Genomic DNA, 23271 nt, shown 5'->3' on the forward strand with positions numbered 1-23271 from the left:
GCGTGCCCATGTCCGATGCTGACATCATCCTGCAGACCCACGGCCTGACCAAGAGCTTCAAGGGCTTCACCGCCGTGAACGATGTCAGCCTGCGCGTGCGCCGCGGGTCGATCCATGCGCTGATCGGCCCGAACGGCGCGGGCAAGACCACGTGCTTCAACCTGCTGACCAAGTTCCATGCGCCGTCGTCGGGCTCCATCCACTTCAACGGCGCCGACATCACCGCGCTGCGGCCCGCGCACATCGCACGCAAGGGTGTGATTCGTTCATTCCAGATCTCGGCGGTGTTTCCACAACTGAGCGTGCTGGAAAACGTGCGCGTGGCGCTGCAGCGCAAGCTGGGCACGGCCTACCACTTCTGGCGCGGCAAGCAGTCGCTGTCGAAGCTGGATGGCCGCGCCATGGAACTGCTCGATGCGGTCGGGCTGGCGAGCTTCTCGCACCTGCCGACCGCCGAGCTCGCCTATGGCCGCAAGCGCGCCTTGGAGATCGCCACCACGCTTGCCATGGACCCGGAGCTGATGCTGCTGGACGAGCCCACGCAAGGCATGGGCCATGAAGACGTGGAGACGGTGACCGCGCTGATCAAGCGTGTGTCCGCCGGACGTACCGTGCTGATGGTCGAGCACAACATGAGCGTGGTGTCCTCGATCGTCGACCGCATCACCGTGCTCCAGCGCGGCGCGATCCTGGCCGAAGGCAGCTACGACGAAGTCTCGAACGATCCGCAAGTGAAGGAAGCCTATATGGGAACCACAGACGAGGCCGCGGACCTCCACGTCCGCGCGGAGGCCGCATGACCCAGGCCGTTACCGTTACCCCCGCACTGGAAATCCGCGACCTGCACGCGTGGTATGGCGAATCGCACATCCTGCACGGCGTGAACCTCACGGTGAACCCCGGCGAGGTCGTCACGCTGCTCGGCCGCAACGGCGCCGGGCGCACCACCACGCTGCGCGCGATCATGGGCCTGGTGGGCCAGCGCAAGGGCTCGGTGCGCGTGCATGGCCAGGAAACCATCGCCATGAAGACGCACCGCATCGCGCCGCTCGGACTTGGCTATTGCCCGGAGGAGCGGGCGATCTTCTCGAGTCTGTCATGCGAGGAGAACCTGCTGCTGCCGCCAGAGTTCGCACGCGCACCCGGCGCGGTGGGCCTGCGCGAGCCGATGTCAGTCGCCGAGATCTACGAGATGTTCCCCAACCTGCTCGAACGCCGCAAGAGCCCGGGCACGCGCATGTCGGGCGGGGAACAGCAGATGCTGGCGGTCGCGCGCATCCTGCGCACCGGCGCCAGCGTGCTGCTGCTCGACGAGATCTCGGAAGGACTGGCGCCGGTGATCGTGCAGAAGCTCGCGAAGATGATCACGATGCTGCGCCGGCGCGGCTACACCGTCGTCATGGTGGAGCAGAACTTCCGCTTCGCCGCACCGCTGGCCGACCGCTTCTACGTGATGGAGCACGGCACCATCGTCGAGGCATTCGAGTCATCGGAACTGGAATGCAAGATGCCGACGCTTAACGCACTGCTCGGCGTGTAAGGAGAGTTTCCAATGGAATTGTTCGGAGTACCCCTGCCGGCGCTGCTCAGCCAGCTGCTGCTGGGGCTGGTGAACGGATCGTTCTACGCGATCCTGAGTCTCGGGCTGGCCGTGATCTTCGGCCTGCTCAACGTGATCAACTTTGCCCACGGTGCGCTGTTCATGCTTGGCGCGGTGCTGGCCTGGATGGGCCTGAACTACCTGGGCCTCAACTACTGGCTGATGCTGCTGCTGGCGCCGCTTGTGACCGGCGCTATCGGCGTGGTGCTCGAACGCACCATGCTGCGCCACCTGTACCGCTTCGACCATCTCTACGGGCTGCTGCTGACGCTGGGCATCTGCCTGCTGCTGGAAGGCCTGCTGCGATCGGCCTACGGGGTTTCGGGCCTGCCCTATCCGACGCCGGAAGCGCTCACCGGCGTGACAGGGCTCGGCTTCATGGTGCTGCCGAACTATCGCGCCTGGGTGGTGGTGGCTTCGCTGGGGGTCTGCTTTGCCACGTGGTACGTGATCGAGAAGACCCGGCTTGGCGCCTACCTTCGGGCCGGCACCGAGAACCCGCGCATCGTCGAAGCGTTCGGCATCAACGTGCCGCTGCTGGTCACGCTGACCTACGCGTTCGGCGTGGGCCTGGCGGCACTGGCGGGCGTGCTCGCGGCGCCGGTGATGCAGGTGTCGCCGCTGATGGGCCAGAACCTGATCATCACGGTGTTCGCGGTGGTGGTGATCGGCGGCATGGGCTCGATCCTCGGATCGATCTTCACCGGCCTGGGCCTCGGCGTGTTCGAGGGCATGACCAAGGTGGTCTACCCCGAGGCCTCGGCCACGGTCGTGTTCGTGGCCATGGTCTGCGTGCTGCTGGTGCGCCCGGCCGGTCTCTTTGGAAAGGAAGCATAATGACGGCACGCGACAACCGCGCTACGTTCGCTTACGGGCTGCTGCTGGCGGTCCTGGCGGTGGCCCCGTTCCTGGGTGCCTATCCGGTGCTGGTGATGAAGCTGCTTTGCTTCGCGCTGTTCGCCTGCGCCTTCAACCTGCTGCTCGGCTTCACCGGCCTGCTTTCGTTCGGCCATGCCGCGTTCTTCGGCGGCGCGGCCTATGCGTGCGGCTATGCGATGAAGGCGCTCCACGTCACGCCGGAAATCGGCCTGCTGTTCGGCTCGGCGTTCGGCGCGCTGCTGGGCCTGGCGTTCGGTGCGCTGGCGATCCGCAGGCAGGGCATCTACTTCGCCATGATCACGCTGGCGCTGGCGCAGATGTTCTACTTCTTCTGCCTGCAGGCGCCCGTCACCGGCGGCGAAGATGGCTTGCAGGCGGTGCCGCGCGGCAGCCTGTTCGGCGTGGTCTCGCTCGAATCCGACATGACCATGTACTACCTGGTGCTGGCCATCACCGCGGCGGCGTTCCTCGGCATCATGCGCATCGTCCATTCGCCGTTCGGACAGATCCTGCGTGCCATCAAGGAGAACGAGCCGCGCGCGGTCTCGCTCGGCTATGACGCGGACCGCTTCAAGCTGCTGGCCTTCGTGCTCTCCTCCGCCCTTGCGGGGCTGGCGGGCGCGCTCAAGACGCTGGTGCTCGGCTTTGCCACGCTGACCGATGTGCACTGGATGATGTCGGGCTCGGTGATCCTGATGACGCTGGTGGGCGGCATGGGAACGCTGTCCGGACCGATCCTGGGTGCACTCGTCATCGTCGTGCTGGAGAACAAGCTCGGCGATGCCGGCACGGCCCTGGCGGCGCTGACGGGCATCTCCTGGTTCGACGCGCTGGGCGAGTCCGTCAGCATGGTCACCGGGCTGATCTTCGTGGTCTGCGTACTCACGTTCCGGCGCGGCGTCATGGGCGAGATCGAGGCGCGCTGGCGCGTTCGCCCTGTATCGCGGCCCGTCGCCGCGGTGTCCAGTGCGGCACGGCCCGGTGCCGCCGGTTCCGGACAGGGTTAACGAGGATAGTTCGTGCAAACAACATCAGTACACTGATCGTTATAGTCAGTGTACTGACAGATCAGCAACGGAGAGTTTCATGGCATGGATTGAGATCAACGACGCCGGCACGCTGCAGAACGACGAAGTGATGCCGCTCACGCTGGGCGAGCGCCAGTTGGCCGTCTTTCGCAGCGACGACGAATACTTCGTCACCGACAACGTCTGCACGCACCAGTACGCCCTGCTGTCCGACGGCTACCTGGAAGACGGCTGCATCGAATGCCCGCTGCATCAGGCCCGCTTCGACATCCGCACCGGCAAGGCCATGTGCGCGCCGGCCGCCACCGACATTCGCACCTACCCGGTCAAGTTCGAAGACAGCCGGGTCTGGGTCGAGCTGTGACGGACGCGCGCATGTCCCCGCAAGCGTCCATCCTGATCGTCGGTGCCGGGCAGGCCGGGGCGATGGCCGCGGCCGAGCTGCGCAAGCTCGGGCACGCGGAGCGCATCGTCATGGTCGGCGGCGAACGGCACGCGCCGTATGAACGGCCGCCGCTGTCCAAGGCGGTGCTGGCCGATGCCAGCCAGCAAGGCCAGATTGGCGTGCATCCCGCGAGCTTCTACGCCGAACGCGATATCGACCTGCGTCTCGACACCACGGTGACCGCGATCGACCCCGCGCGCAGCGTCGCCGCCTGCGCGGATGGCAGCGAGATCCGCTTCGGCACCTGCCTGCTCGCCACCGGCGGCAGCGCGCGCACGCTGCCGGCGCTACCGCCCGGCACGCCCGGTGTGCACTACCTGCGCACGCTGGACGACGCGGCCGCCCTGCGCGAGGCCATGCAGCGCGCCGACGAAATCCTGGTGATCGGCGGCGGCTTTCTCGGACTGGAAACGGCGTCGACCGCGGTGGACCTGGGCCTCAAGGTCACGGTGCTGGAAAGCGCCGACCGGTTGCTGGGCCGCGCCGCTCCGCCGGAGCTTGGGGACTGGCTGGCGCAGCGCATCCGCGCACGCGGCGTGGACCTCAGGCTTGGCTGCCAGATCGCGACAATCGAGCCGCAGCCGCAAGGCGTGCGGGTACGGCTGGCCGATGGCACCACCTGGCATGTGCCGGTGCTCGTCGTGGCCATTGGCCTGACGCCGAATACCGACCTTGCCGTCAACGCCGGACTGTCGCTGCACCCGGGCAATGGCGGTATCCGGATCGACGAGCAAGGCCGCACCAGCGCGCCGAACATCTACGCCGCCGGCGATTGTGCGAGCCAGTTCCAGCCATTGTTCGGCACCGAGATGCGCATGGAATCCTGGCAGTCCGCCAACGAACAGGCCCGCATTGCCGCCACGTCGATGCTCGGCCTGCAGGCCGCGCCTGCCGCCACGCCGTGGTTCTGGACTGACCAGTTCGGCTGCAATGTGCAGATGATCGGCGCCGCGCATGCCGGCATCCGCTATGCGTGGCGCGAGCGGCCGCCCAGCGACGCGGCCAGCCCGAAGTTCATGCTGCTCGGCACGCTGGACGGTCATCTGCGCCACGCGATCGCCATCAACGCGGGCGGAGACTTGCGCCAGTTGCGCGCGCTGTTCGGCGTACCCGTCGAAGAACACCTGGGCCGTCTGTGCGACGCCGCCCTGCCGCTGCGCCAGCTCGTGCGCGACGTGCAGGCGGACGCATCGGGCCGCACCGCCAGCCTCACCTCACACTGAAAGGAACACCCCATGTACCAGACACAAGCGGTGATCCAGCACAAGCTGGGACGCAAGGACACCGGCCTTGCCGACTGCCGCTGGCCCGAGGACGGCCTGCACTTCATCCCGGACTGGGTCTACACAAGCCAGCCGGTCTACGACCTGGAACTCGACAAGATCTTCCGCGGCCGCTCATGGAACTACGTGGCGCTGGAAGCGGAGATCCCGAACGCCGGCGACTTCAAGCGCTCCTACGTCGGCGCCACGCCCGTGGTGGTGTCGCGCGCGGAAGATGGTTCGATCAACGTCTTCGAGAATCGCTGCGCCCATCGCGGCGCGGAGTTCTGCCGGCACAGCCAGGGCAACACCAAGGAATTCGTCTGCCCCTATCACCAGTGGTCCTATGACCTCAAGGGCAACCTGCAGGGCGTGCCGTTCAAGCGCGGCGTGAATCGCGCGGGCGGCATGCCGAAGGACTTCCGCAATGAAGACCACGGGCTGGTGAAGCTGAACGTGGCCACGCGCAACGGCGCGATCTTTGCCTCGTACGCGGACGACATGGAAAGCCTGGAGGCATACATGACGCCGGAGATCCTCAAGGACTTCGACGTGGTCTTCAACGGCAAGCCGCTCAAGGTGCTCGGGTATTACAAGAACGAGCTGCCGTGCAACTGGAAGATGTACCACGAGAACCTGAAGGACCCGTACCACGCCACGCTGCTGCATTCGTTCCTGGTGGTGTTCGGCCTGCTGGTGGCGGGCAATGATTCGGCCATGATCGCCGACCCCGTGCACGGCCGCCACGGCACCATGGCATCGGCCAAGAAGGAAGACAAGTACGCCGCCGTCAGCGACGAGAACAAGAAGGAAATGCGCTCGTACCACGAAGGCATGCGCCTGGAGGACGAGCGCTTCCTGGAGTACGTGAAGGAATTCGATTCACCGTGGTCGGTCACCATGCAGACCATCTGGCCGAACCTGATCGTGCAGCGCGAGATGAATACGCTGGGCGTGCGCCACATCGTCCCCAACGGCCCCGACAGCATGCTGATGCTGTGGACCATGTTCGGCTACGAGGACGACACCGAGGAAATGACCCAGCACCGCCTGCGCCAGGGCAACCTGATGGGGCCCGCCGGCTTCCTGGGGCTGGAAGACAACGAGGCCATGAAGTTCGTGCAGGAAGGCGTGCGCCGCTCGACCACCGACGTCAATGTGCTCAAGCTCGATGCCAACCACGTGGGCACGTCGAACTCGCTGATCTCGGAATCGGCGATCCGCGCCATGTACCAGTACTACCGCAGCGTGATGGGGTTCTGAACGATGAAACCGATGCACTACGCCGTCTATCGCGAAAGCACGCTGGGCACCGCGCGCGCCATCGAACTGCGCCTGGAGATCGAGACCTTCCATGCGGAATACTGCGCGGTGCTCGACGCCGGGCTGGTCGAGCAGTGGCCGCGGTTCTTCACCGACGATGCGCTCTACCGCATCACCGCGCGCGAAAATGCCGAACTGAACCTGCCCGTGGGGCTCGTGTATGCCGAGGGCATCGGCATGATGCGCGACCGCGCCGCCGCCATTGCCAATACGCAGATGTTCGCGCCGCGCTACAACTTGCATCTGGTGACCAATACCCGCGTGACCGAAGAAACCTCGGATGGCGACATCATCGCGCAGGCCAATTTCCTGCTGTTGCAGACGCTTGTGGAGGGTCCGACCACGATGCATATGGCTGGCACCTACCATGATCGCTTCCAGCGCTCGGCAAGCGGGCTGTTGCTGCGTGAACGCCAGGTAATCTACGACACCACCATCATCGCGAACGATCTGGTCTATCCGGTCTGAGGCATCTCTCGAAAATACAAGGCGGGCCTAGCGCCCGCCTTGTCGTTTTACCGCTGCCTTCGCCGTCGCCGTCCTACATGCTGCGCAAAACTGTACGGCTGTACTGATTGTTCGCCTCCACCAGCGTGGCCAGCAGTTCCATGAACACTTCCCGCTGCGCCGGCTTCAGCGGTGCCAGCATGCGCTCCTGCGCGCGCGCCATATCGGCGCGCAGGGACGTCACCACGCTCTTGCCCTCCTTGGTCAGGTAGACATGGCGCGTGCGGCGATCCGCCGGATTGTCGCGGCGCTCGACGAGACCGCGCTCCTCCAGCCGCCGCACCACGTCCGCCGTGGTCGTGCGGTCCAGCCCAACCTCCTGGCCCAGCGAGGTCTGGTCCAGTCCGGGCAACACCGACAACACCGTCAGGATCGCGTACTGCACCGGCGTGATATTGGGCGACTTGCATTCCTCGAAGAACATCGCGACGTGGATCTGATGCAGTCGCCGCACCAGGAACCCCGGCCGCGCCCATAACAGGTCCTTGGCAGGGTCACTCTCTGCCCCGATCGCCGTCACAGCCGCACTGTCATCCACGGCTGCACCGCGCTTTGTTCTTGGAGCCATTTCACTCACCAGTTTGTTAGCACACTGAAAGTATATAGGAAGGCCGAGCGCGGACGGGCTTTGTCCAGACAACCGGGTTGCCGCAACGTCCCAGCTTTGTCAGCTCCAACTTTTTGATGCCCATAAGTCACTTTACTGTGAATTTGTCTCGTTTTTTTGTTTCATCCATTCCAAAAAATAAAACTTTCTATTGACCAAGGACGATCTAGCGCCTACATTTCCCCCAACAACAATTTTCCGGAACGAATAGTTCCACTTTATTACGTCACACAGGAGACACCCATGCGCGACCTCGACACGACCTCGCACCCCGCAGTTTCTGGTGGCTCGGCCACCGAGACCCAGGTGCCGGCCGGCCCTCAGACCATGACGCCGTCCGAAGCGTTCGTGGAAACCATGGTGGCCAATGGCGTTACCGACATGTTCGGCATCATGGGCTCCGCCTTCATGGATGCCATGGACATCTTCGCGCCGGCCGGCATCCGCCTGATTCCGGTGGTGCATGAACAGGGCGCCGGCCACATGGCCGACGGTTTTGCCCGGGTATCGGGTCGCCATGGTGTCGTGATCGGCCAGAATGGTCCTGGCATCTCGAACTGTGTGACGTCGATTGCCGCTGCCTACTGGGCGCACAGCCCGGTCGTGATCGTCACGCCCGAAGCCGGCACCATGGGCATTGGCCTGGGCGGCTTCCAGGAGGCCAACCAGCTGCCGATGTTCCAGGAGTTCACCAAGTACCAGGGCCACGTCACCAACCCGGCCCGCATGGCCGAGTTCACGGCGCGCTGCTTTGACCGCGCCAAGGCCGAAATGGGCCCGACGCAGCTGAACATTCCGCGCGACCACTTCTACGGCAAGATCACCGCCGAGATTCCGAAGCCGCAGAACCTCGATCGCGGCCCCGGCGGCGAGCAGAGCCTGAACGAAGCGGCAGAACTGCTGGCCAAGGCCAAGTTCCCGGTGATCATCTCGGGCGGCGGCGTGGTGATGGCCGATGCCATCGAGGAATGCAAGGCACTGGCCGAGCGCCTGGGCGCGCCGGTGGTCAACAGCTACCTGCACAACGACTCCTTCCCCGCCAGCCACCCGCTGTGGTGCGGCCCGCTGGGCTACCAGGGCTCGAAGGCGGCGATGAAGCTGATCTCGCGCGCCGACGTGGTGATCGCGCTGGGCTCGCGCCTGGGACCGTTCGGCACGCTGCCGCAGCACGGCATGGACTACTGGCCGAAGAACGCCAAGATCATCCAGATCGACGCCGACCACAAGATGCTGGGCCTGGTGAAGAAGATCTCGGTGGGCATCTGCGGCGACGCCAAGGCTGCCGCCATCGCGCTGTCGCAGCGCCTGGCCGGCCGCACGCTCGCCTGCGACAGCAGCCGCGACGCCCGCGCCACGGAAATCGCCAGCGAGAAGGCCGCATGGGAAAAGGAACTGGACGAGTGGACGCACGAGCGCGACCCGTACAGCCTGGACATGATCGAAGAGCAGAAGAACGAGCGCACCTTCAACGGCGGCACCTACCTGCACCCGCGCCAGGTCCTGCGCGAGCTGGAAAAGGCCATGCCGGAAGACGTGATGGTGTCCACCGACATCGGCAACATCAACTCGGTGGCCAACAGCTACCTGCGCTTCGAGAAGCCGCGCAGCTTCTTCGCGGCGATGAGCTGGGGCAACTGCGGCTACGCGTTCCCGACCATCATCGGCGCCAAGGTTGCCGCGCCGCATCGCCCGGCGGTCTCGTACGCTGGTGACGGCGCTTGGGGCATGAGCCTGATGGAAACCATGACTTGCGTGCGCCACAACATCCCGGTGACGGCGGTGGTCTTCCACAACCGCCAGTGGGGCGCGGAGAAGAAGAACCAGGTGGACTTCTACAACCGCCGCTTCGTCGCGGGCGAGTTGGACAACCAGAGCTTTGCGGAAATCGGCAAGGCAATGGGCGCTGAAGGCATCGTCGTGGATCGTCTGGAAGACGTCGGGCCGGCTCTAAAGCGCGCCATCGACCTGCAGATGAATCATGGCAAGACCACGATCATCGAAGTCCTGTGCACGCGTGAACTCGGCGACCCGTTCCGCCGCGATGCGCTGGCCAAGCCGGTGCGCTACCTGGACAAGTACAAGGACTACGTCTGATCGAAGCTGCGCCCTTTCGCTAGCGATCGGGTGCCCCCTCTTTCGCTTGCGGGAGAGGGTTGGGGAGAGGGCGGGAGTTTCCGCGAAGTCGTGTGCCCCGGCATAACGACGGCCTTCCCTCTCCCCCGGCCCCTCTCCCGCAAGCGGGAGAGGGGAGAACACCAAGGGCATAGCGTAAAGCGCTGGCCCTTTTTTCACTCATACCGAGCCATCCCGCCATGAAACCGATCCTCCGCATCATCGATCGCGCCCGCGCCGCGCCCCGCCGCATCGTCCTGTGCGAGGCAGAAGACCCGCGCATCCTGCAGGCGGCGGCGCGCGCGATGCGCGAGGGCATCGCGCAGATCCTATTGGTGGGCAGCGCCGAGCGAATCGCCGTCGCCGCACACGCGCAAGGCATCGCGCTGGATGGGATGAGCATCGTCGACCCGGCGACCTCGGCACTGGCGCCCTCCTTCGCGCAGGCGCTCTACGCCATGCGCCAGAAGAAAGGCATGACGCTGGACCAGGCGCGGCAGGCCGTGCTCGACCCGCTGTGCTTCGCCAACCTGATGGTGCGGCAAGGCCATGCCGATGGTTCGGTGGCCGGCGCGGTTCACACTACCGCCGACGTGGTGCGCCAGGCGATCCAGCTGATCGGCCTGGCACCCGGCTTCCGGCTGGTGTCGAGCTTCTTCCTGATGATGCTGTGCGAGCCGTTCCACGCGCTCAAGGGCGGACTCATCTTCTCCGACTGCGGGCTCGTGGTGAACCCCGATGCCGAGGAACTGTCGGAGATCGCCATGGCCGCGGCCGACAGCGCGCGTTCGCTGCTGCATGAAGAGCCGCGCGTGGCAATGCTGTCGTTCTCCACGTGTGGCAGCGCAAAACATGCGGCGGTCGACAAGGTGGTAGCAGCCACGGAGCGCGTGCGCGCGCAACGCCCGGGCCTGGCCATCGATGGCGATGTCCAACTCGACGCCGCGATCGTCGCGGAAATTGCCGAGCGCAAGATTCCGCACTCGCAAGTGGGCGGCCACGCCAATGTGCTCGTCTTCCCCAATCTTGAAGCCGGCAATATCGGCTACAAGCTCGCAGAGCGGCTCGGCGGCGCCAAGGCCATCGGGCCGATGCTGCAGGGACTCAAGAAGCCCGCCAATGACCTGTCGCGGGGATGCGACGAGGAAGACGTTTTCCATGTGATCGCCGTCACCGTCGTGCAGGCGCAGGCCGCTTCGGCGCAGCAGGCAAGTTCCGGAGAGCAGGCCGCAGCATGAAGCCGGAATTGTTGATACCCGTGCTGGGCCTGCAGGCGCTGCTTGGCGCGGGAACGTATTTCCAGACCGTGACAGGCTTTGGCCTGGGCATGATCGTGATGGGCGCCACGAGCGGACTGGGCCTGGCCCCTGTGGCCACGGTCGCGGCCGTGGTGAGCCTGGTGACGCTGGCCAACAGCGCCTGCGCGCTGCCCGGCAAGATGCAGCATATCGACGGGCGCGCGGTCTTTGCCGCAGCCATCGGTATCCTTCCCTCGGTGGTCGCGGGCGTAATGCTGCTCGACTACCTGAGCAGCACCGCGGCCACGCTGCTCCAGATCCTGCTGGGTGCGGTCATCCTGTATGGTGGCCTGAGCTCGGCGCTGCGGCCCGAGCCGCTTGCGCGGCGCTCGGGCGACGGCAGTTTTCTTGTCAGTGGCATCTTCGGCGGCTTGTTGAGCGGCATGTTCGGCGTGTCCGGCCCGCCACTGATTTTCCAGTTCTACCGCCAGCCCATGAAGCCGGTGGAGATCCGCTGCGCGCTGATCCTGGTCTTTACCGTGACCTCCAGCGTGCGCACCCTCTTCTCGGCCTGGCAGGGCCAGCTGGACGCACAGGTATGGCTGCAGGCCGCCATCGGCGTACCGGTGGTGGTGCTCGCCACGCTGCTGGGACGCCGCTTTCCGCCGCCGTTCTCCGCCACCACCACGCGGCGCATCGCGTTCGGCGTGCTGATGGGGATTGGTGCGAGCCTGATGGTGCCGGCGCTCGTCAGCCAGTTTGGCTGAGGACCGCCGCGCACCAGCGCTCTCTCGCGCACGGCTTCAGACCGCGCTCCCCGCAGGTTGCGCCAGCGGCGCCGCCTCGGGTTCCTCGCCGCCGCCCGCCTGCCCGAGATCCATGCCGGTGGTTTCAGGCAGCAGCATCGCAGCGACCACCACCATCGCGTAGCCGACACCGGCGACAATCGCGATCGCGATCGGCAACGAAGTGCGTCCTGAACTGAGCCACCCCACCGACAGCGGGAACAACGACCCGATCACGCGGCCGGCGTTGTACGACACGCCGTAACCCGTCGCACGGATATCGCGATCGTCGGGTCCCTGATCGGCTATGTGGCGGGCGCCTATGCCACCGACCGCTGGGGCCGGCGGCTGACCTACATCGTGTTCGCGGCGGGGGCCTTCGTGGCCGCGCTGGTCTACATGGTGATCCCGGTGTCGAACACGTCGATGCCCTTCCTCAAGACCGAGCGCGGCCTGTCGGTGTTCGGCACCAGTTCCTACCTGGCCGTGACGACCTGCCGGCCCGCGGCGCGGGTCTTCAGGAAGACCTCGGGCTCCTCGAGATTGCGGCGCAGGTAAAGCATCAGGATCCCGAGCGGGAAGCCGAGGAACAGCACCATGTGGACCGCGGTGGTCGCGCGCAGCAGCGTCACATAGGCGTGCCACAGTTCGGCGGCATCGAAGATCATGAAGTCGAACACGTCGACCGCATGCCCAAGGAAAGCGCCATAGAAGCCCTTGCGCTCCATGCGCGACAAATCGCGGAACCAGTCAAACATGATCGCTCCCTGTGGTGTAGGTCTGCTTTAGTGTTGGGGGTTCGCCAGCAACATGGAGGGCTGCGGCGGAGGCCGGAAAACGTAGCCCGCTTCTTCGAGCAGGGCCGCGAAACGCAAGGCGGTGAGATCCTGGTAGCGGCCGGCGACGATCTGCACGCCGACCGGCAAGCCGCTCTGGCCCGGTCCGATCGGCGCGACGGCGGAAGGCAGTCCGCACAACCCCGAATGACCGGCCCAGAACAGCTGCGTGGTCATGGGCTGCGCATGGCCGTTGACGGTGAGCGTGCGGGTCCATGGTTCGCCCGCTTCATTTAGCGCGAACGCGGTCGTTGTCGCCGCCGGGCACAGCAGCACGTCATGGTCGGTGAAGAATCGGCGCCACGCGGCCGCGAAACCCGTTGGGAAAGGACTCGGAGATGGGGTCGCGCCGATGCCCGCGAACACGCCCTGCCGCGGAAATCGGCCAGCCGGCGGTGTGGACACGCGGGCAGTTCAAGCCGGTATGCCGACGCCAGGTCGCCGTGCGGGCCGGCGATGGCGCGCAACACGGGTTCGAGGTCATGCGCGCTGCGGGCCAGCGGGCCGGCCACGTTGATGTCCTGCTCGCCGAAGCGCGCCGGGCCCGTGCCGTGGCCATCCAGCGGCACCAGCCCATGGCTGGGCTTGAGGGAGAAGATCCCGCAGTAATGGGCCGGATTGCGCAGCGAGGAGCCGATATCCGACCCTACATCGAAGGCCGACAACCCGGCGCACACCGCCGCCGCACTCCCGCCCGACGAGCCGCCCGGCGTGCGCGAGGGGTCGTGCGGGTTGCGCGTGGTGCCGTAGATGTCGTTGTAGCTTTGCCAGTCGCGCAGGCCGAGCGGGACGTTGGTCTTGCCTAGCAGGACGGCGCCGGCGTCGCGCAGGCGCTGCACGACCACGGCATCACGCTGTGCCACATGGCCGCGCAAAGCCGGATTGCCGCAGGTGGTGGGCCAGCCGGCAACGTCGAACGATTCCTTGATCGAAAACGGGATGCCGTCGAGCATGCCGCGCGCCTCGCCGGTGCGGCGGCGTCGGTCGCTTTCCTGCGCGGCGGCTCGGGCAGCGTCGAATCCGACAGCACCAGCGCGTTGATGGTCCCATGCCACGCGCGCCAGGCGGTCTCGCAAGCGTCCACCAGTTCCACCGCCGAGACGTCCCCGGCGGCCAGCCATTGCGCCATCTTCCACAACGGCGCAGGGCCGGCAGAGTTCCGCTCGGGCAGGTTCACGTCGACTCCTGTGTCGTTATCCGTGCGGGCAAGGCACGGTGGGGGCGTTGGGAGAGACTACGGAGGGACTGCGATTTGTTTCGGTATACTATATTCAGTTTTGCGAGAACAGCAAGACCATTATGGCCTGGCCCTGACACAGCCGTGTCGCGTCGTCGGCAAGAAAGAGATGTTTGAAGGGAACAGGTCGGCAGGAAGAACACCTGCCAGGGAGGTTATTGGCTGCCACGAAAGATCGCCGCAGCCAGTCAAGCTCGGATGGCCAGGTCAGCAGTGATTGCGACGAGGTGAGTGCCCAACCAGCGCACGGAAGAAACGGCCGATATCACGAAGGTGCAAAGGCACCAGCGGTGTCGCATGCCGGACCGCGTCGCGCGCCGCGTAGTAACGCAGCAATTGCTGGCCGACGGGTTGCGAAAGATAGCGTTGCTCGGGCGACTTCATGGTAAATCCCAATTGAACCAAACTGACTACAGTATACATACAATTGGTGCAGTGCGCCATGACAGGGTGCGCAATGCACTGTTACCGGGCATGCAAAGGCACCCGGACTATGGGACATCCATCAGGACACAAAGGCTGAATTCAATATAGTCGTATCAACGGGTCGCTCATGGACCCGTTACGCTGGCCGCAAATGCGGACACTCCGGACCGCATGCGGATGGGACGCGTGTCGCGGAAGGCGGCGAGCGGCCCTGGCCGCCGCCGGAAGGGCCGCCTCAGGCGGCCTGGCTTTGCGCCCCGCCCTGCCCTTCGACCGGCAGTTCGGCCGCCTTGGCGGCACTATGGACGTGGCGCGCCGCGAGCAAGGCGGCGAGATCGGCATCCCCCGCGATCACAGCCTGCAGGATCTGGGCATGCTCGTCCCAGTTCTGGCGCGCGCGCACCACGTTCGCCGGCCCGAACAGCACGGCGGTGCGTTCGCGCAGCGAGCGCATCATTTCCTGCAGCACGCTGTTGGCGGCGATGGTGCCAAGCACTTCGTGGAAACGGCTGTTGAGCGCGAGCAGCTCATCCGTGCGGCCCTGCGCGGCGGCGTCCATGCCGTTGCGTAACACCGCCTCCAGCTCGGCGATCAGCGCCGGGTCGCGGCGCTGCGCGGCCAGCTTGGCGTTGAGGCCTTCCAGCGTGGCACGGACTTCCACCATCTCGCGCGCGATCACCGGCGACAGGCTCGCCACCGACGCGCCGCGGCGCGGCTCGATCAGCACCAGGCCTTCGCTGGCCAGGGCACGCAAGGCCTCGCGCACCGGAATGCGCGACACGCCCAGTTCGGCCGACAGCCGGTTCTCCACCAGCCGCTCGCCCGGCGCGTACTGGCCGTTCAGGATGCCCTCACGCAGCTTGTCGGTGACAAGCGCGAACAGCGGCGAATGGCTGGCACCGAGGCTGAGCGGCTCGGTAGTCGGAGCAGTCGAGGCAGTGGGCGATGTATTGGCCATGGGTTGGCGGATGCGGAAGCGGACGGTGTGGCCGCCATTGTATACCAGGCCCCCGGCTGTATACCGCCATGTCTTATCAATCGCGCTGGAACGTGAAACTGTCCGAGTAGAGGTGGTTCGGACTGGCGCCGTGCGCGACGAATGCGGCGCGGGCGTCACGGATCATGTTCGGCGATCCACACAGGTAGACAGCGTGCTCGCTGAGATCGCCGAGGTCGGCCAGCGCCGCGTCGTGCACGTAGCCGCGCCGCCCCTGCCAGCCATCGCCGGCGCGGGACAGCACCGGCACGTACTTGAAGTCGTACAGCCGCTCACCCCAGGCCGGGATGTCGGCGTGCAGGTACAGGTCGTCCGGCTGGCGCATGCCCCAGTACAGCGATACCGGCGGGCAGTCGGGATCGTCCATCAGCGATTCGAGGATCGCCTTGATCGGCGCCAGGCCGGTGCCGGTGGCCACCATCAGCAAGGGCCGGTAATCCCGGGGTCGGTAGAAGAAGGAGCCGAGCGGCAATTCGACCTCGACGCCGTCCCCCGCCTGCAGCCGCGGCAGGACGCCATCGGTGAAGGCGCCACCCGGGATGCGGCGCACATGCAGGTCGACCCGCCCCGCGCTTGGCACCGACGCCATCGAGAAGCTGCGCGCGAGCCCGTCGCGGGCGACCAGCTTCAGGTACTGGCCCGGGCGATAGTCGAGCGCGCCGGCCTCCGGCAATTCGAGCTCGACATGCAGCACGTCCGCCGACAACGGCCGCACGCCGCGCACCACCGCCCGGTGCCGCGCCGGCTCGGCACAGGCGTCCTCTTCACGCGCGGTGCTGATGACGAGGTCGCCCAGCGGCTGCGCCTGGCAGGCCAGCGCGTAGCCCGCGGCCGCCTCGTCCGGCGCCAGGCCGAACGGTTCCTCGTCATACCGCACCTGCCCGTCGAGCAGGCGGATGCGGCAGGTGCCGCATCCGCCGAGCTGGCAGTCGTGCGGCAGGGCAATGCTCGCACGCCCGGCGGCCTGCAGCAGCGTCTCGCCGCGGTCGACAAAGAAGACCTGCTGCGTCTCGGCGATCTGGATGCGGTGCGACATGGAACCTCCGCGCAAGGATGATGGATGGCTTGGCGCCGGGATGCGCTGACTTCTTGCGCTTACTTCTTGATATCGGCCTGCACCAGCACCCTCAGGTCCTGTGGCGCCAGCAGTTCGGCCAGCGCCTGCAGCGCCGCGACGCCGGCCTGCGTGTCCTGCTCGCCATTGCCGCCGGACAGTCCGATGCCGCCGATCACCTCGTCATTGACCACGATCGGAAAGCCGCCCACGAAGGCGGCGAACTTGCCCTCGAAGCTCCACTGGATGCCGAACGCCTCGTTGCCCGGCAGCGCCGGCCCGTTGGGCGGCGTGGTGAACAGATGGGTGGAGCGCTTGTGGCCCGCGGCCGTGAAGGCCTTGTTCCAGGCGATTTGCGGCCCAGTGATGCGGGCGCCGTCCATGCGCTCCAGCACGAGCGGATAGCCGCCCTCGTCGACCACGCAGATCGACTCCAGCACGCCGATTTCCCCGGAACGGCGGATAGCCGCGGCGACCATGTGGCGCGCTTCGCGCAGTTCCAGCTTGATGGCTTTCTTCATGTCTGTCTCCTTGCGACGGCGGGCTCAGGCGCCCCGATAGACCGTCTTGACCTGCGTATAGAACTCCAGCCCGGTGCGGCCCGACTCGCGGAACGTCGACGTGCTCGAACGCTTGAGGCCGCCGAACGGCGCGTTGACGAGGTTGCCCGTGGTAGTGCGGTTGACCTTGACCGTGCCGGCCTCGATATCGCTGGCGAAGTGGTGGATCGTGCGCGGGTTGCTGGTGACGATGGCCGCCGCCAGCCCGTACTCGGTGTCGTTCGCCTTGGCGATGGCATCGGCGTAGTCGCTGAAGCCGAGGATGGCGATCACCGGTCCGAAGATTTCCTCGCGCGCGATCCGCATCGACTGCGTCACGTCCGTGAACACGGTCGGCGCGACATAGAAGCCCCGGTCAAAGTCGCCGCCGGTCAGCCGTTCGCCGCCGCACAGCAAGGTCGCCTCGGACTTGCCGATCTCGATGTAGCGCAGCACGCTTTCGAGCTGCTTCTGCGAAGCGAGCGGGCCCAGGTCCATGCCGGCCGTCATGCCGCTGCCGACTTTCAGGGTTGCCACCTTGGCCAGCAGCCGCTCGGTGTACGCGGCCTTGACGGACTCCGCCACCAGCACGCGGCTGGTGCCGGTGCATGCCTGACCGGACAGCGAGAAGCCGCCCTTGATGGTCAGGTCTACCGCGCGGTCGAGGTCGGCATCGTCCATCACGATCAGCGGGTTCTTGCCGCCCAGCTCCATCTGCGTGCGGGTCGTCAGCGGCACCGCGCGATGGATCTGCTCGCCGGCGCGCGACGAGCCAGTGAACGAAATCGCGCGCACGGGCTGCGCTTCGGTGATGGCCGCGCCGATCTCGGCCGCGCTGCCGGTGATGAAGTTCAGCACGCCCTTGGGCAGGCCCGCATTGATCAGCGCCTCGGCCAGCCGGTAGCCCGACAGCGGCGCCTCGGACGACGGCTTGAACACCACCGTATTGCCGGTCACGAGTGCCGGGGCAATCTTGCGGGCCGGGATCGACACCGGGAAATTCCACGGCGCGATCACCGTCACCACGCCGAGCGGCTCGCGTTGGCTGTAGACGAGCTGGTCCGGGTCGTCGTTGGGGAACACTTCGCCGGTGAAGGTCTGCCCTTCCACGGCGTAGAAGCGCAGCGTCTGGGCCGAGCGCAGGACTTCGTCGCGCGCCAGCGCCAGGGCCTTGCCCTCCTCGCGGGTCAGCTCGGCGGCGATGCTGTCGGCGTTGGCTTCGAGATGGTCGGCGGCGCGGTTGAGGATCGCGGCACGCTTGCCGACTGGGGTCTTCTTCCAGCCGCTGAAGGCCGCGGCAGCGGCAGCGACGGCCGCCTGCGCGTCCACCGCCGACGATGCCTGGAAGCGGCCCACGAGATCGCCGGTGTCGGCCGGGTTGACGTTGTCGAAGGTCCGGCCCGACTGGCAGGCCGTCCATTCACCGTCGATATGGTTGAGGAATACGTTCATCGTCGGTCCGGTTTGCGCGGCGCGGCTCAGGCAGCCATCTCGAGTTCGGGCAACGGCAGCTCTTGCGCGACGTAGTCGTGGTAGAGCGCCGTCGTGTACAGCAAGCGCATCTGCGCGCCGATCTCGCAGATCTTCAGGCAGCGCTGCTGCAGCTCGGGCGTGTTGGCGTGCTCGAGCACGATTTGGTAGCCGCGCTCGCCGTGAATCTCGTCCGAGACGATATGCAGGTCGAAGAACTCGACCTCCTCGTCGGTGAACTGGTATTTCTCGCGCAGCGTCGGGGTCTGCTTGCGGTAGATCGACGGCACCTGCGATTCGAGTCCGACCACCAGCCCGGCCACTGCCACGATCGGGTCTTCGCGCATGGCCACCGCGTAGCACCAGGCCTGCAGGCCGCGCGTGGTCGGCGACATGTTGTCCGGATCGATCACGCGCTCGCGCGTGGTGCCGCAGGCTTCGGCAAAGCGGATCAGCAGGTCGGTATGGCGGTCGCCGCCGATCTCCTCCTCGTACATATTGGCGAGCAGGAAGTCCTTGGCCTCGGTGTAGCGGTCCGGCGTGCGGGCATAGATGTAGCCCAGGTAATCCGCGAACGGACCGACGTAGTGATAGTGGTTCTCGGCCCAGCGTGCGAGGTGGGCGCGGCTCAGCTTGCCGCTGGCCCAGGCCACGCTGAACGGCGCCTTGTTGGCACTCTTGCCTTTGATGGCTTCTTCAAGGGCGGCTCGGAATACTTCGCGGTTCATCAGTTCGGCCATGACGGGGGCTCCTGGTTGGCGGATGCAAGGCGATTCGGTGGGTGACGATGCCTGGATCGCTAGGGAATCGATCACATCGGCATGTTTGTATACTATATACAGATAGATGCGAGCGGCAAGTGCTTCGTTGACGAATCACGCCGGGGTTTACCCGGCGCAAGGGCCCTTGAAGCGATCTCAGGCGGCGCGAAGCCCCGCTGCGCCAGCGATGCGCGACCACGCATAGCCCGCCAGCGCCACGTCTTCCAGGCCGACACCGACCGACTTGTAGATGACGATGTCGTCGTCCCGCTGCCGCGCCGACACCTTGCCGAGCACGACATCGCCCAGTTCGATGATCTTTTCGGCCGGCAGTGCGTGGGGATCGGCCAGCACGATGTCGCCAGCCTCGCGCGTGGACTGCGGGCGCCACTCGACCACCACTGCGGCGGCGCGGCGCAGCGCGGTGTCGTCCAGCTCTCGTGTATGCGGCAGGCTGGACCCGATCGCGGCGACGAACGCCCCCGGCCGCAGCGAAGCGCCTCCAAATAGCGGCGTGGTCGCGCGCGAGGCGGTGACGACGATGTCGGCCTGCGCCACGGCGGCATCCGGCTCGGTCAGCGCGACTGGGATGCCACACAGTTCCGCCAGCCGCGCGGGCATGCCGGTATCGGCATGTGGGTCCGACACCAGGATGCGTTCCAGCCCCAGCGTCCCGCTGAGCTGGCGCGCGTGCTGCATGCCCTGCGTACCGGCACCGAACAGCGCCAGCGTGCGCGCGCCGGGCCGCGCAAGCCGTTGCGCGGCGAGCGTGGTGCACGCGGCCGTGCGCAGGCGCGTGATGGCGCCGGCGTCGAACGAGGCCAGCGGCCGGCCATCCTCGGTCGAGAAGATCAGGATGACGAACGAGAACTGGCCATTGATGGTGGTGTAGACCTTGGCGCCGGCCACGCCCTGCTGCGGGATCACCGCGCCCAGCGTGGACAGCTTGACGCCGCCCGCCTCGGTGCGGATGCGCTCCTGCATCGCCGCATCGCCCCGGCCGAAGCTGGCGAAGGCCGCTTCCATAACCTGCCGGGCGTCTTCGGGGCTGACATGGGCGTCGATCATCGCGTCTGTGATGTGCTGCATGGAAACTCCGCTGGTGGGTTGGGGAAATTGTCGGAAGCGCGGACCGCCGGTTCGGCGCTCCAGGCACGTCTCATGCTGGAAGACATGGTGAGTTCCGCTGTGTCGCCGCAAACGGTATACAGTCTACATATTGAGCCGTGTTGCGGCAAACCCGGCTGAGAAGGGATGCACCAGCGGAGACACGCCTGAAAAACCACTATCCCCAAACCAGGGCGGCCTAAGGGCGACTTGCACCGGCATGAGGTACGCGTAAATCCGGATGAAAATCTGCTTGGCCGATGTGCGACTTGGAATATAGTATACCAACGTCGATCTTCCGCTTCGACGGGAAACCGCCCCACAACCCCTCCGCCCCCAGGGAGTTTTCATGTCACAACAAGTCGTGATCGGTGCCGCGCACTGGATCTATCTGGCAGGGGTAGCAGTCATCGTGCTGACGATGATCCTGCGCGCCAATGTCGTGGTGCCGTCCATCATCGGCACCGCCCTCGTTGTCTTTGCCCTGACAGGAAGCCCGATCTCGGCCCTGGGTGGCGTGTTTTCCGCCAGCCTGGTTGCCGCCCGGGAGTTGTTCAACATCTTCCTGGTGATTGCATTCATGACGGCGCTGCTGAATGCGCTCAAGACGCTGCGCTCTGATATCCGCATGGTGGAGCCCTTCCGCATGGTGATGAAGAACGGGCATTCGGCCTTCTTCATCCTGGCGGGCATCACCTATGTCATCTCGCTGTTCTTCTGGCCCACGCCGGCGGTGCCGCTGGTGTCGGCCATCCTGTTGCCGGCGGCCATCGCGGCGGGGCTGCCGCCGCTGGCGGGCGCAATGGCCATCGCCATCGCGGGCCAGGGCATGGCACTGTCGTCGGACTACGTGATCGGCGTGGCGCCCGGCATCAGCGCCAAGGCCGCCGGCGCGGCGGTCAGCGCCGCCGTGGTGGCAGACCGCGCGCTGGCGCTGTCGATCATCACGGGCTGCATCGCGCTGTGCCTGGGCTACCTGTCGATGCGCAAGCACATCGTGCCGGCCAGCGGCGCCCTGCTCGACCGCTGGCAGGCACGTGCGGGCGGCACCGCGGCGCAGGCCGATGGCGGCGGTACGTTCGACAAGGCCGAGATTGCGCGCGGCACGGCCCATGCCGAGCCGCTGGCTACCGACAGCAACATCGAGGCCAGCCTGTCGATGGTGGCCCGGCGCCGCGTGAAGTGGTCGAAGTGCTTCGCGATCGTGACGCCCCTCGCCTTCCTCGCGGTGGTGGTCATCATGGTGATGCCAAAGCTCGGCACCAGTGTGCAGGACCTCAAGGGCGGCGACGCGGCCGCGCTGGTGGGCGGCGTGGCGGCCGTGCTGATGATGTTCGCGACGCTGGCCGCCGAAGGCCCGCGCCGCATGCTCGACGTGTGTCCGGAACACATTACCGACGGCTTCGTCTTTGCCTTCAAGGCGATGGGCTCGGTGCTGCCGATCGCGGGCTTCTTCTTCGTCGGTGCCGGCGAAACCGCGGCACAGATCCTCGGCCTGCCGCCCGGCAAGGCGCCGAGCCTGCTGTTCGAGCTGATCCAGGCCTACCAGCACACCATCCCGGACAACCACGTGCTGGTCGCGTTCGGCGTGCTGCTGGTCGGCATGATCACCGGCATCGATGGCTCGGGCTTCGCGGGCCTGCCGCTGACCGGCACGCTGGCCGGTGCGCTCGGCCCGGTGGTCGGATTCGATCCGGCCACGCTGGCCGCGGTCGGCCAGATGGGCGCGGTCTGGACCGGCGGCGGTACGCTGGTGGCGTGGTCATCGCTGATCGCGGTGGCCGGCTTTGCCCGGGTGCCGGTGCTCGAAGCGGTGCGTGCGCTGCTGATGCCGGTGCTGATCGGGCTGGCCTGCTCGACCGTGGCCGCGATGTTGTTGTGGTCGTAGCGGGCCCGGCCAACACCACACCGAAGATTCCCTTACGTCTCTGAATCCAGTCGGACGCCGCCCTCGCGGCAGGCTTCCGGCCAGCACGCTCCGTACCATGCCGACCGTTACCTTCCACAAGCAAGGCCAGACCTTCACCGACGAAGTCAAGCCGCAGACCAACCTGGTGGTCCGCGCGGGCATCCGCCAGTTCCCCTACCCCAACCTGCGCTACGAGTGCGGCATGGGCAAGTGCTCCAAGTGCGCCTGCCGCGTGATCGCCGGGGCCGAGCACCTGCCGCCGCCCAACTGGAAGGAGAAGAAGCAGCTCGGCGAGCGGCTGGAACAGGGCTATCGCCTGGCCTGCCAGCTGTGGATCGAGCACGACATCGAGCTGGCCCAGGACGACTTGCCCGCTACGGCCCCGGCTGCCACCGGCACCGTGGCAGCGACCACGGTGGCCGCCGTGGCGACCGACAGCGTGGACGCCTGACATGTTCGTCCTGCTTACGAGCCGCCCCGGCCAGTTCCGCACCGAGCCCGCCGACGGCTTGGCCGCGGTCGAGGCCTACGACTACCTGTTCTACGGCAAGCTCACGGCACGCTTCGTCATTGCCGAACTCGCCGCCGACACCAAGGTGCGCGTGCTGGAGGAAACGCCGCCCGGCATCGTCAACCTGGTGTCGACCAAGTTTCTCGACAAGTACGCCACGCTGGAGGCCGCCCGCGCCGCGCTGCGCGAGCTGGCCCGCTTCGGCACCATGGACATCGTGCTGGTGCCGACGCCCGTCGCCGTGGGCGGTCTGTCCTGATCCCCGTCATTTGCCGCACCCCTCATCGCCATGATCCAGATCACCTTCCTCACCAACCAGGGCAAGACGGTCAGCGCACCGCCGGACAGCAACCTGCTGCGCGTATCGCTGCGCGAACAGGGCGGCATTCCCTTCAAGTGCGGCGGCGGGCTGTGCGGCACCTGCAAGTGCCGCATCGAAGCCGGCCACGAGCATACCGATGCCGTCAAGCCGAAGGAAAAGAAGCTGCTGACCGAAGCGGAACTGGCAAGCGGCCACCGGCTGGCCTGCCAGACCTTTATCCGCGGCGATATCGCCGTGTCGTGGCAACCGCGCACCGCGGCCCGTGCGGCAGCGGACAGCGCCGCCCCGCAGGGCGAGTGCTCGCCGAGCGTCTGAG

At 66.4% G+C, this 23271-nt stretch carries 27 protein-coding genes; 15 read left to right on the top strand and 12 right to left on the bottom strand.

What is annotated here, in order from left to right:
* Positions 1–8 precede the first annotated feature (8 nt).
* The 8 genes from ACIGJB_RS24400 (at position 9) to ACIGJB_RS24435 (ending at position 7005) form a co-directional block, all read left to right on the top strand.
* Positions 9–800: an ABC transporter ATP-binding protein gene (locus ACIGJB_RS24400; protein ID WP_483732558.1), complete on the top strand. Its 792-nt coding sequence runs from the start codon at positions 9–11 to the stop codon at positions 798–800.
* On the top strand, positions 797–1540 hold the full coding sequence (locus ACIGJB_RS24405) for an ABC transporter ATP-binding protein (RefSeq protein WP_483732559.1): 744 nt from the start codon (positions 797–799) through the stop codon (positions 1538–1540). The genes ACIGJB_RS24400 and ACIGJB_RS24405 overlap by 4 nt, the downstream gene beginning before the upstream one ends.
* Before the next feature lie 12 nt (positions 1541–1552).
* Positions 1553–2437 carry a branched-chain amino acid ABC transporter permease gene (locus tag ACIGJB_RS24410; protein WP_483732560.1) on the top strand — a complete coding sequence of 295 codons (885 nt, stop codon included), beginning with the start codon at positions 1553–1555 and terminating at the stop codon, positions 2435–2437.
* Positions 2437–3486 carry a branched-chain amino acid ABC transporter permease gene (locus ACIGJB_RS24415; protein ID WP_483732561.1) on the top strand — a complete coding sequence of 350 codons (1050 nt, stop codon included), beginning with the start codon at positions 2437–2439 and terminating at the stop codon, positions 3484–3486. Before ACIGJB_RS24410 ends, ACIGJB_RS24415 begins: the two co-directional genes overlap by 1 nt.
* Positions 3487–3565: 79 nt before the next feature.
* Positions 3566–3871 carry a non-heme iron oxygenase ferredoxin subunit gene (locus tag ACIGJB_RS24420; RefSeq protein ID WP_211950792.1) on the top strand — a complete coding sequence of 102 codons (306 nt, stop codon included), beginning with the start codon at positions 3566–3568 and terminating at the stop codon, positions 3869–3871.
* 11 nt (positions 3872–3882) lie between these two features.
* A complete protein-coding gene (locus tag ACIGJB_RS24425; RefSeq protein ID WP_483732562.1) occupies positions 3883–5175 on the top strand; it encodes an NAD(P)/FAD-dependent oxidoreductase in 1293 nt (430 codons plus the stop codon).
* 12 nt (positions 5176–5187) lie between these two features.
* Complete coding sequence (locus ACIGJB_RS24430) at positions 5188–6477, top strand: Rieske 2Fe-2S domain-containing protein (RefSeq protein ID WP_483732563.1); 1290 nt, start codon at positions 5188–5190, stop codon at positions 6475–6477.
* Positions 6478–6480: 3 nt separating this feature from the next.
* Entirely contained in the window at positions 6481–7005 is a 525-nt protein-coding gene (locus ACIGJB_RS24435) for an aromatic-ring-hydroxylating dioxygenase subunit beta (RefSeq protein ID WP_483732564.1), read from the top strand.
* A gap of 73 nt (positions 7006–7078) precedes the next feature.
* On the opposite strand, the gene ACIGJB_RS24440 is transcribed toward ACIGJB_RS24435, so the two are convergent.
* Entirely contained in the window at positions 7079–7612 is a 534-nt protein-coding gene (locus tag ACIGJB_RS24440) for a MarR family winged helix-turn-helix transcriptional regulator (protein WP_483732565.1), read from the bottom strand.
* Positions 7613–7978: 366 nt separating this feature from the next.
* On the opposite strand from ACIGJB_RS24440, the gene xsc reads away from it, so the two are divergent.
* The 3 genes from xsc to ACIGJB_RS24455 all read left to right on the top strand — a co-directional run bounded on the left by xsc (position 7979) and on the right by ACIGJB_RS24455 (position 11768).
* The gene (gene xsc, locus ACIGJB_RS24445; RefSeq protein ID WP_483734654.1) at positions 7979–9745 is read left to right on the top strand and encodes a sulfoacetaldehyde acetyltransferase; all 1767 of its coding nucleotides are present in this window, start codon (positions 7979–7981) and stop codon (positions 9743–9745) included.
* Between the two features lie 218 nt (positions 9746–9963).
* Entirely contained in the window at positions 9964–11001 is a 1038-nt protein-coding gene (gene pta / locus ACIGJB_RS24450) for a phosphate acetyltransferase (protein WP_483732566.1), read from the top strand.
* A complete protein-coding gene (locus ACIGJB_RS24455; protein ID WP_483732567.1) occupies positions 10998–11768 on the top strand; it encodes a TSUP family transporter in 771 nt (256 codons plus the stop codon). The genes pta and ACIGJB_RS24455 overlap by 4 nt, the downstream gene beginning before the upstream one ends.
* 36 nt (positions 11769–11804) lie before the next feature.
* On the opposite strand, the gene ACIGJB_RS24460 is transcribed toward ACIGJB_RS24455, so the two are convergent.
* The 11 genes from ACIGJB_RS24460 to ACIGJB_RS24510 all read right to left on the bottom strand — a co-directional run bounded on the left by ACIGJB_RS24460 (position 11805) and on the right by ACIGJB_RS24510 (position 20195).
* Positions 11805–12044: a hypothetical protein gene (locus tag ACIGJB_RS24460; RefSeq protein WP_483732568.1), complete on the bottom strand. Its 240-nt coding sequence runs from the start codon at positions 12042–12044 to the stop codon at positions 11805–11807.
* A gap of 218 nt (positions 12045–12262) precedes the next feature.
* Positions 12263–12544 carry a hypothetical protein gene (locus ACIGJB_RS24465; RefSeq protein ID WP_483732569.1) on the bottom strand — a complete coding sequence of 94 codons (282 nt, stop codon included), beginning with the start codon at positions 12542–12544 and terminating at the stop codon, positions 12263–12265.
* Positions 12545–12571: 27 nt separating this feature from the next.
* On the bottom strand, positions 12572–12898 hold the full coding sequence (locus ACIGJB_RS24470; protein WP_483732570.1) for an amidase family protein: 327 nt from the start codon (positions 12896–12898) through the stop codon (positions 12572–12574).
* On the bottom strand, positions 12856–13698 hold the full coding sequence (locus tag ACIGJB_RS24475) for an amidase family protein (protein ID WP_483732571.1): 843 nt from the start codon (positions 13696–13698) through the stop codon (positions 12856–12858). Before ACIGJB_RS24475 ends, ACIGJB_RS24470 begins: the two co-directional genes overlap by 43 nt.
* A 368-nt stretch (positions 13699–14066) precedes the next feature.
* Positions 14067–14243: a hypothetical protein gene (locus tag ACIGJB_RS24480; protein WP_483732572.1), complete on the bottom strand. Its 177-nt coding sequence runs from the start codon at positions 14241–14243 to the stop codon at positions 14067–14069.
* 277 nt (positions 14244–14520) lie between these two features.
* Complete coding sequence (locus tag ACIGJB_RS24485; protein WP_483732573.1) at positions 14521–15243, bottom strand: GntR family transcriptional regulator; 723 nt, start codon at positions 15241–15243, stop codon at positions 14521–14523.
* A gap of 76 nt (positions 15244–15319) precedes the next feature.
* On the bottom strand, positions 15320–16318 hold the full coding sequence (locus ACIGJB_RS24490; RefSeq protein ID WP_483732574.1) for a 2Fe-2S iron-sulfur cluster-binding protein: 999 nt from the start codon (positions 16316–16318) through the stop codon (positions 15320–15322).
* 59 nt (positions 16319–16377) lie between these two features.
* The gene (locus tag ACIGJB_RS24495; RefSeq protein WP_483732575.1) at positions 16378–16857 is read right to left on the bottom strand and encodes a GlcG/HbpS family heme-binding protein; all 480 of its coding nucleotides are present in this window, start codon (positions 16855–16857) and stop codon (positions 16378–16380) included.
* 24 nt (positions 16858–16881) lie between these two features.
* Positions 16882–18327 carry an aldehyde dehydrogenase family protein gene (locus ACIGJB_RS24500; protein ID WP_483732576.1) on the bottom strand — a complete coding sequence of 482 codons (1446 nt, stop codon included), beginning with the start codon at positions 18325–18327 and terminating at the stop codon, positions 16882–16884.
* Between the two features lie 26 nt (positions 18328–18353).
* Entirely contained in the window at positions 18354–19085 is a 732-nt protein-coding gene (locus ACIGJB_RS24505; protein WP_483732577.1) for an iron-containing redox enzyme family protein, read from the bottom strand.
* Between the two features lie 177 nt (positions 19086–19262).
* On the bottom strand, positions 19263–20195 hold the full coding sequence (locus ACIGJB_RS24510; protein WP_483732578.1) for an ornithine cyclodeaminase family protein: 933 nt from the start codon (positions 20193–20195) through the stop codon (positions 19263–19265).
* Between the two features lie 367 nt (positions 20196–20562).
* Between ACIGJB_RS24510 and ACIGJB_RS24515 the strand changes: the two genes are divergently transcribed.
* From ACIGJB_RS24515 to ACIGJB_RS24530, 4 genes are all read left to right on the top strand, one after another.
* A complete protein-coding gene (locus tag ACIGJB_RS24515) occupies positions 20563–22101 on the top strand; it encodes a hypothetical protein (protein ID WP_483732579.1) in 1539 nt (512 codons plus the stop codon).
* Between the two features lie 97 nt (positions 22102–22198).
* On the top strand, positions 22199–22573 hold the full coding sequence (locus ACIGJB_RS24520) for a 2Fe-2S iron-sulfur cluster-binding protein (protein ID WP_483732580.1): 375 nt from the start codon (positions 22199–22201) through the stop codon (positions 22571–22573).
* Between the two features lies 1 nt (position 22574).
* Positions 22575–22892: a ferredoxin gene (locus tag ACIGJB_RS24525; protein ID WP_483732581.1), complete on the top strand. Its 318-nt coding sequence runs from the start codon at positions 22575–22577 to the stop codon at positions 22890–22892.
* 30 nt (positions 22893–22922) lie between these two features.
* Positions 22923–23270, top strand: coding sequence for a 2Fe-2S iron-sulfur cluster-binding protein (locus tag ACIGJB_RS24530; RefSeq protein ID WP_483732582.1), 348 nt, complete (start codon positions 22923–22925; stop codon positions 23268–23270).
* Position 23271 lies beyond the last annotated feature (1 nt).

This window comes from Cupriavidus sp. C2SS-8b (assembly GCF_057073745.1).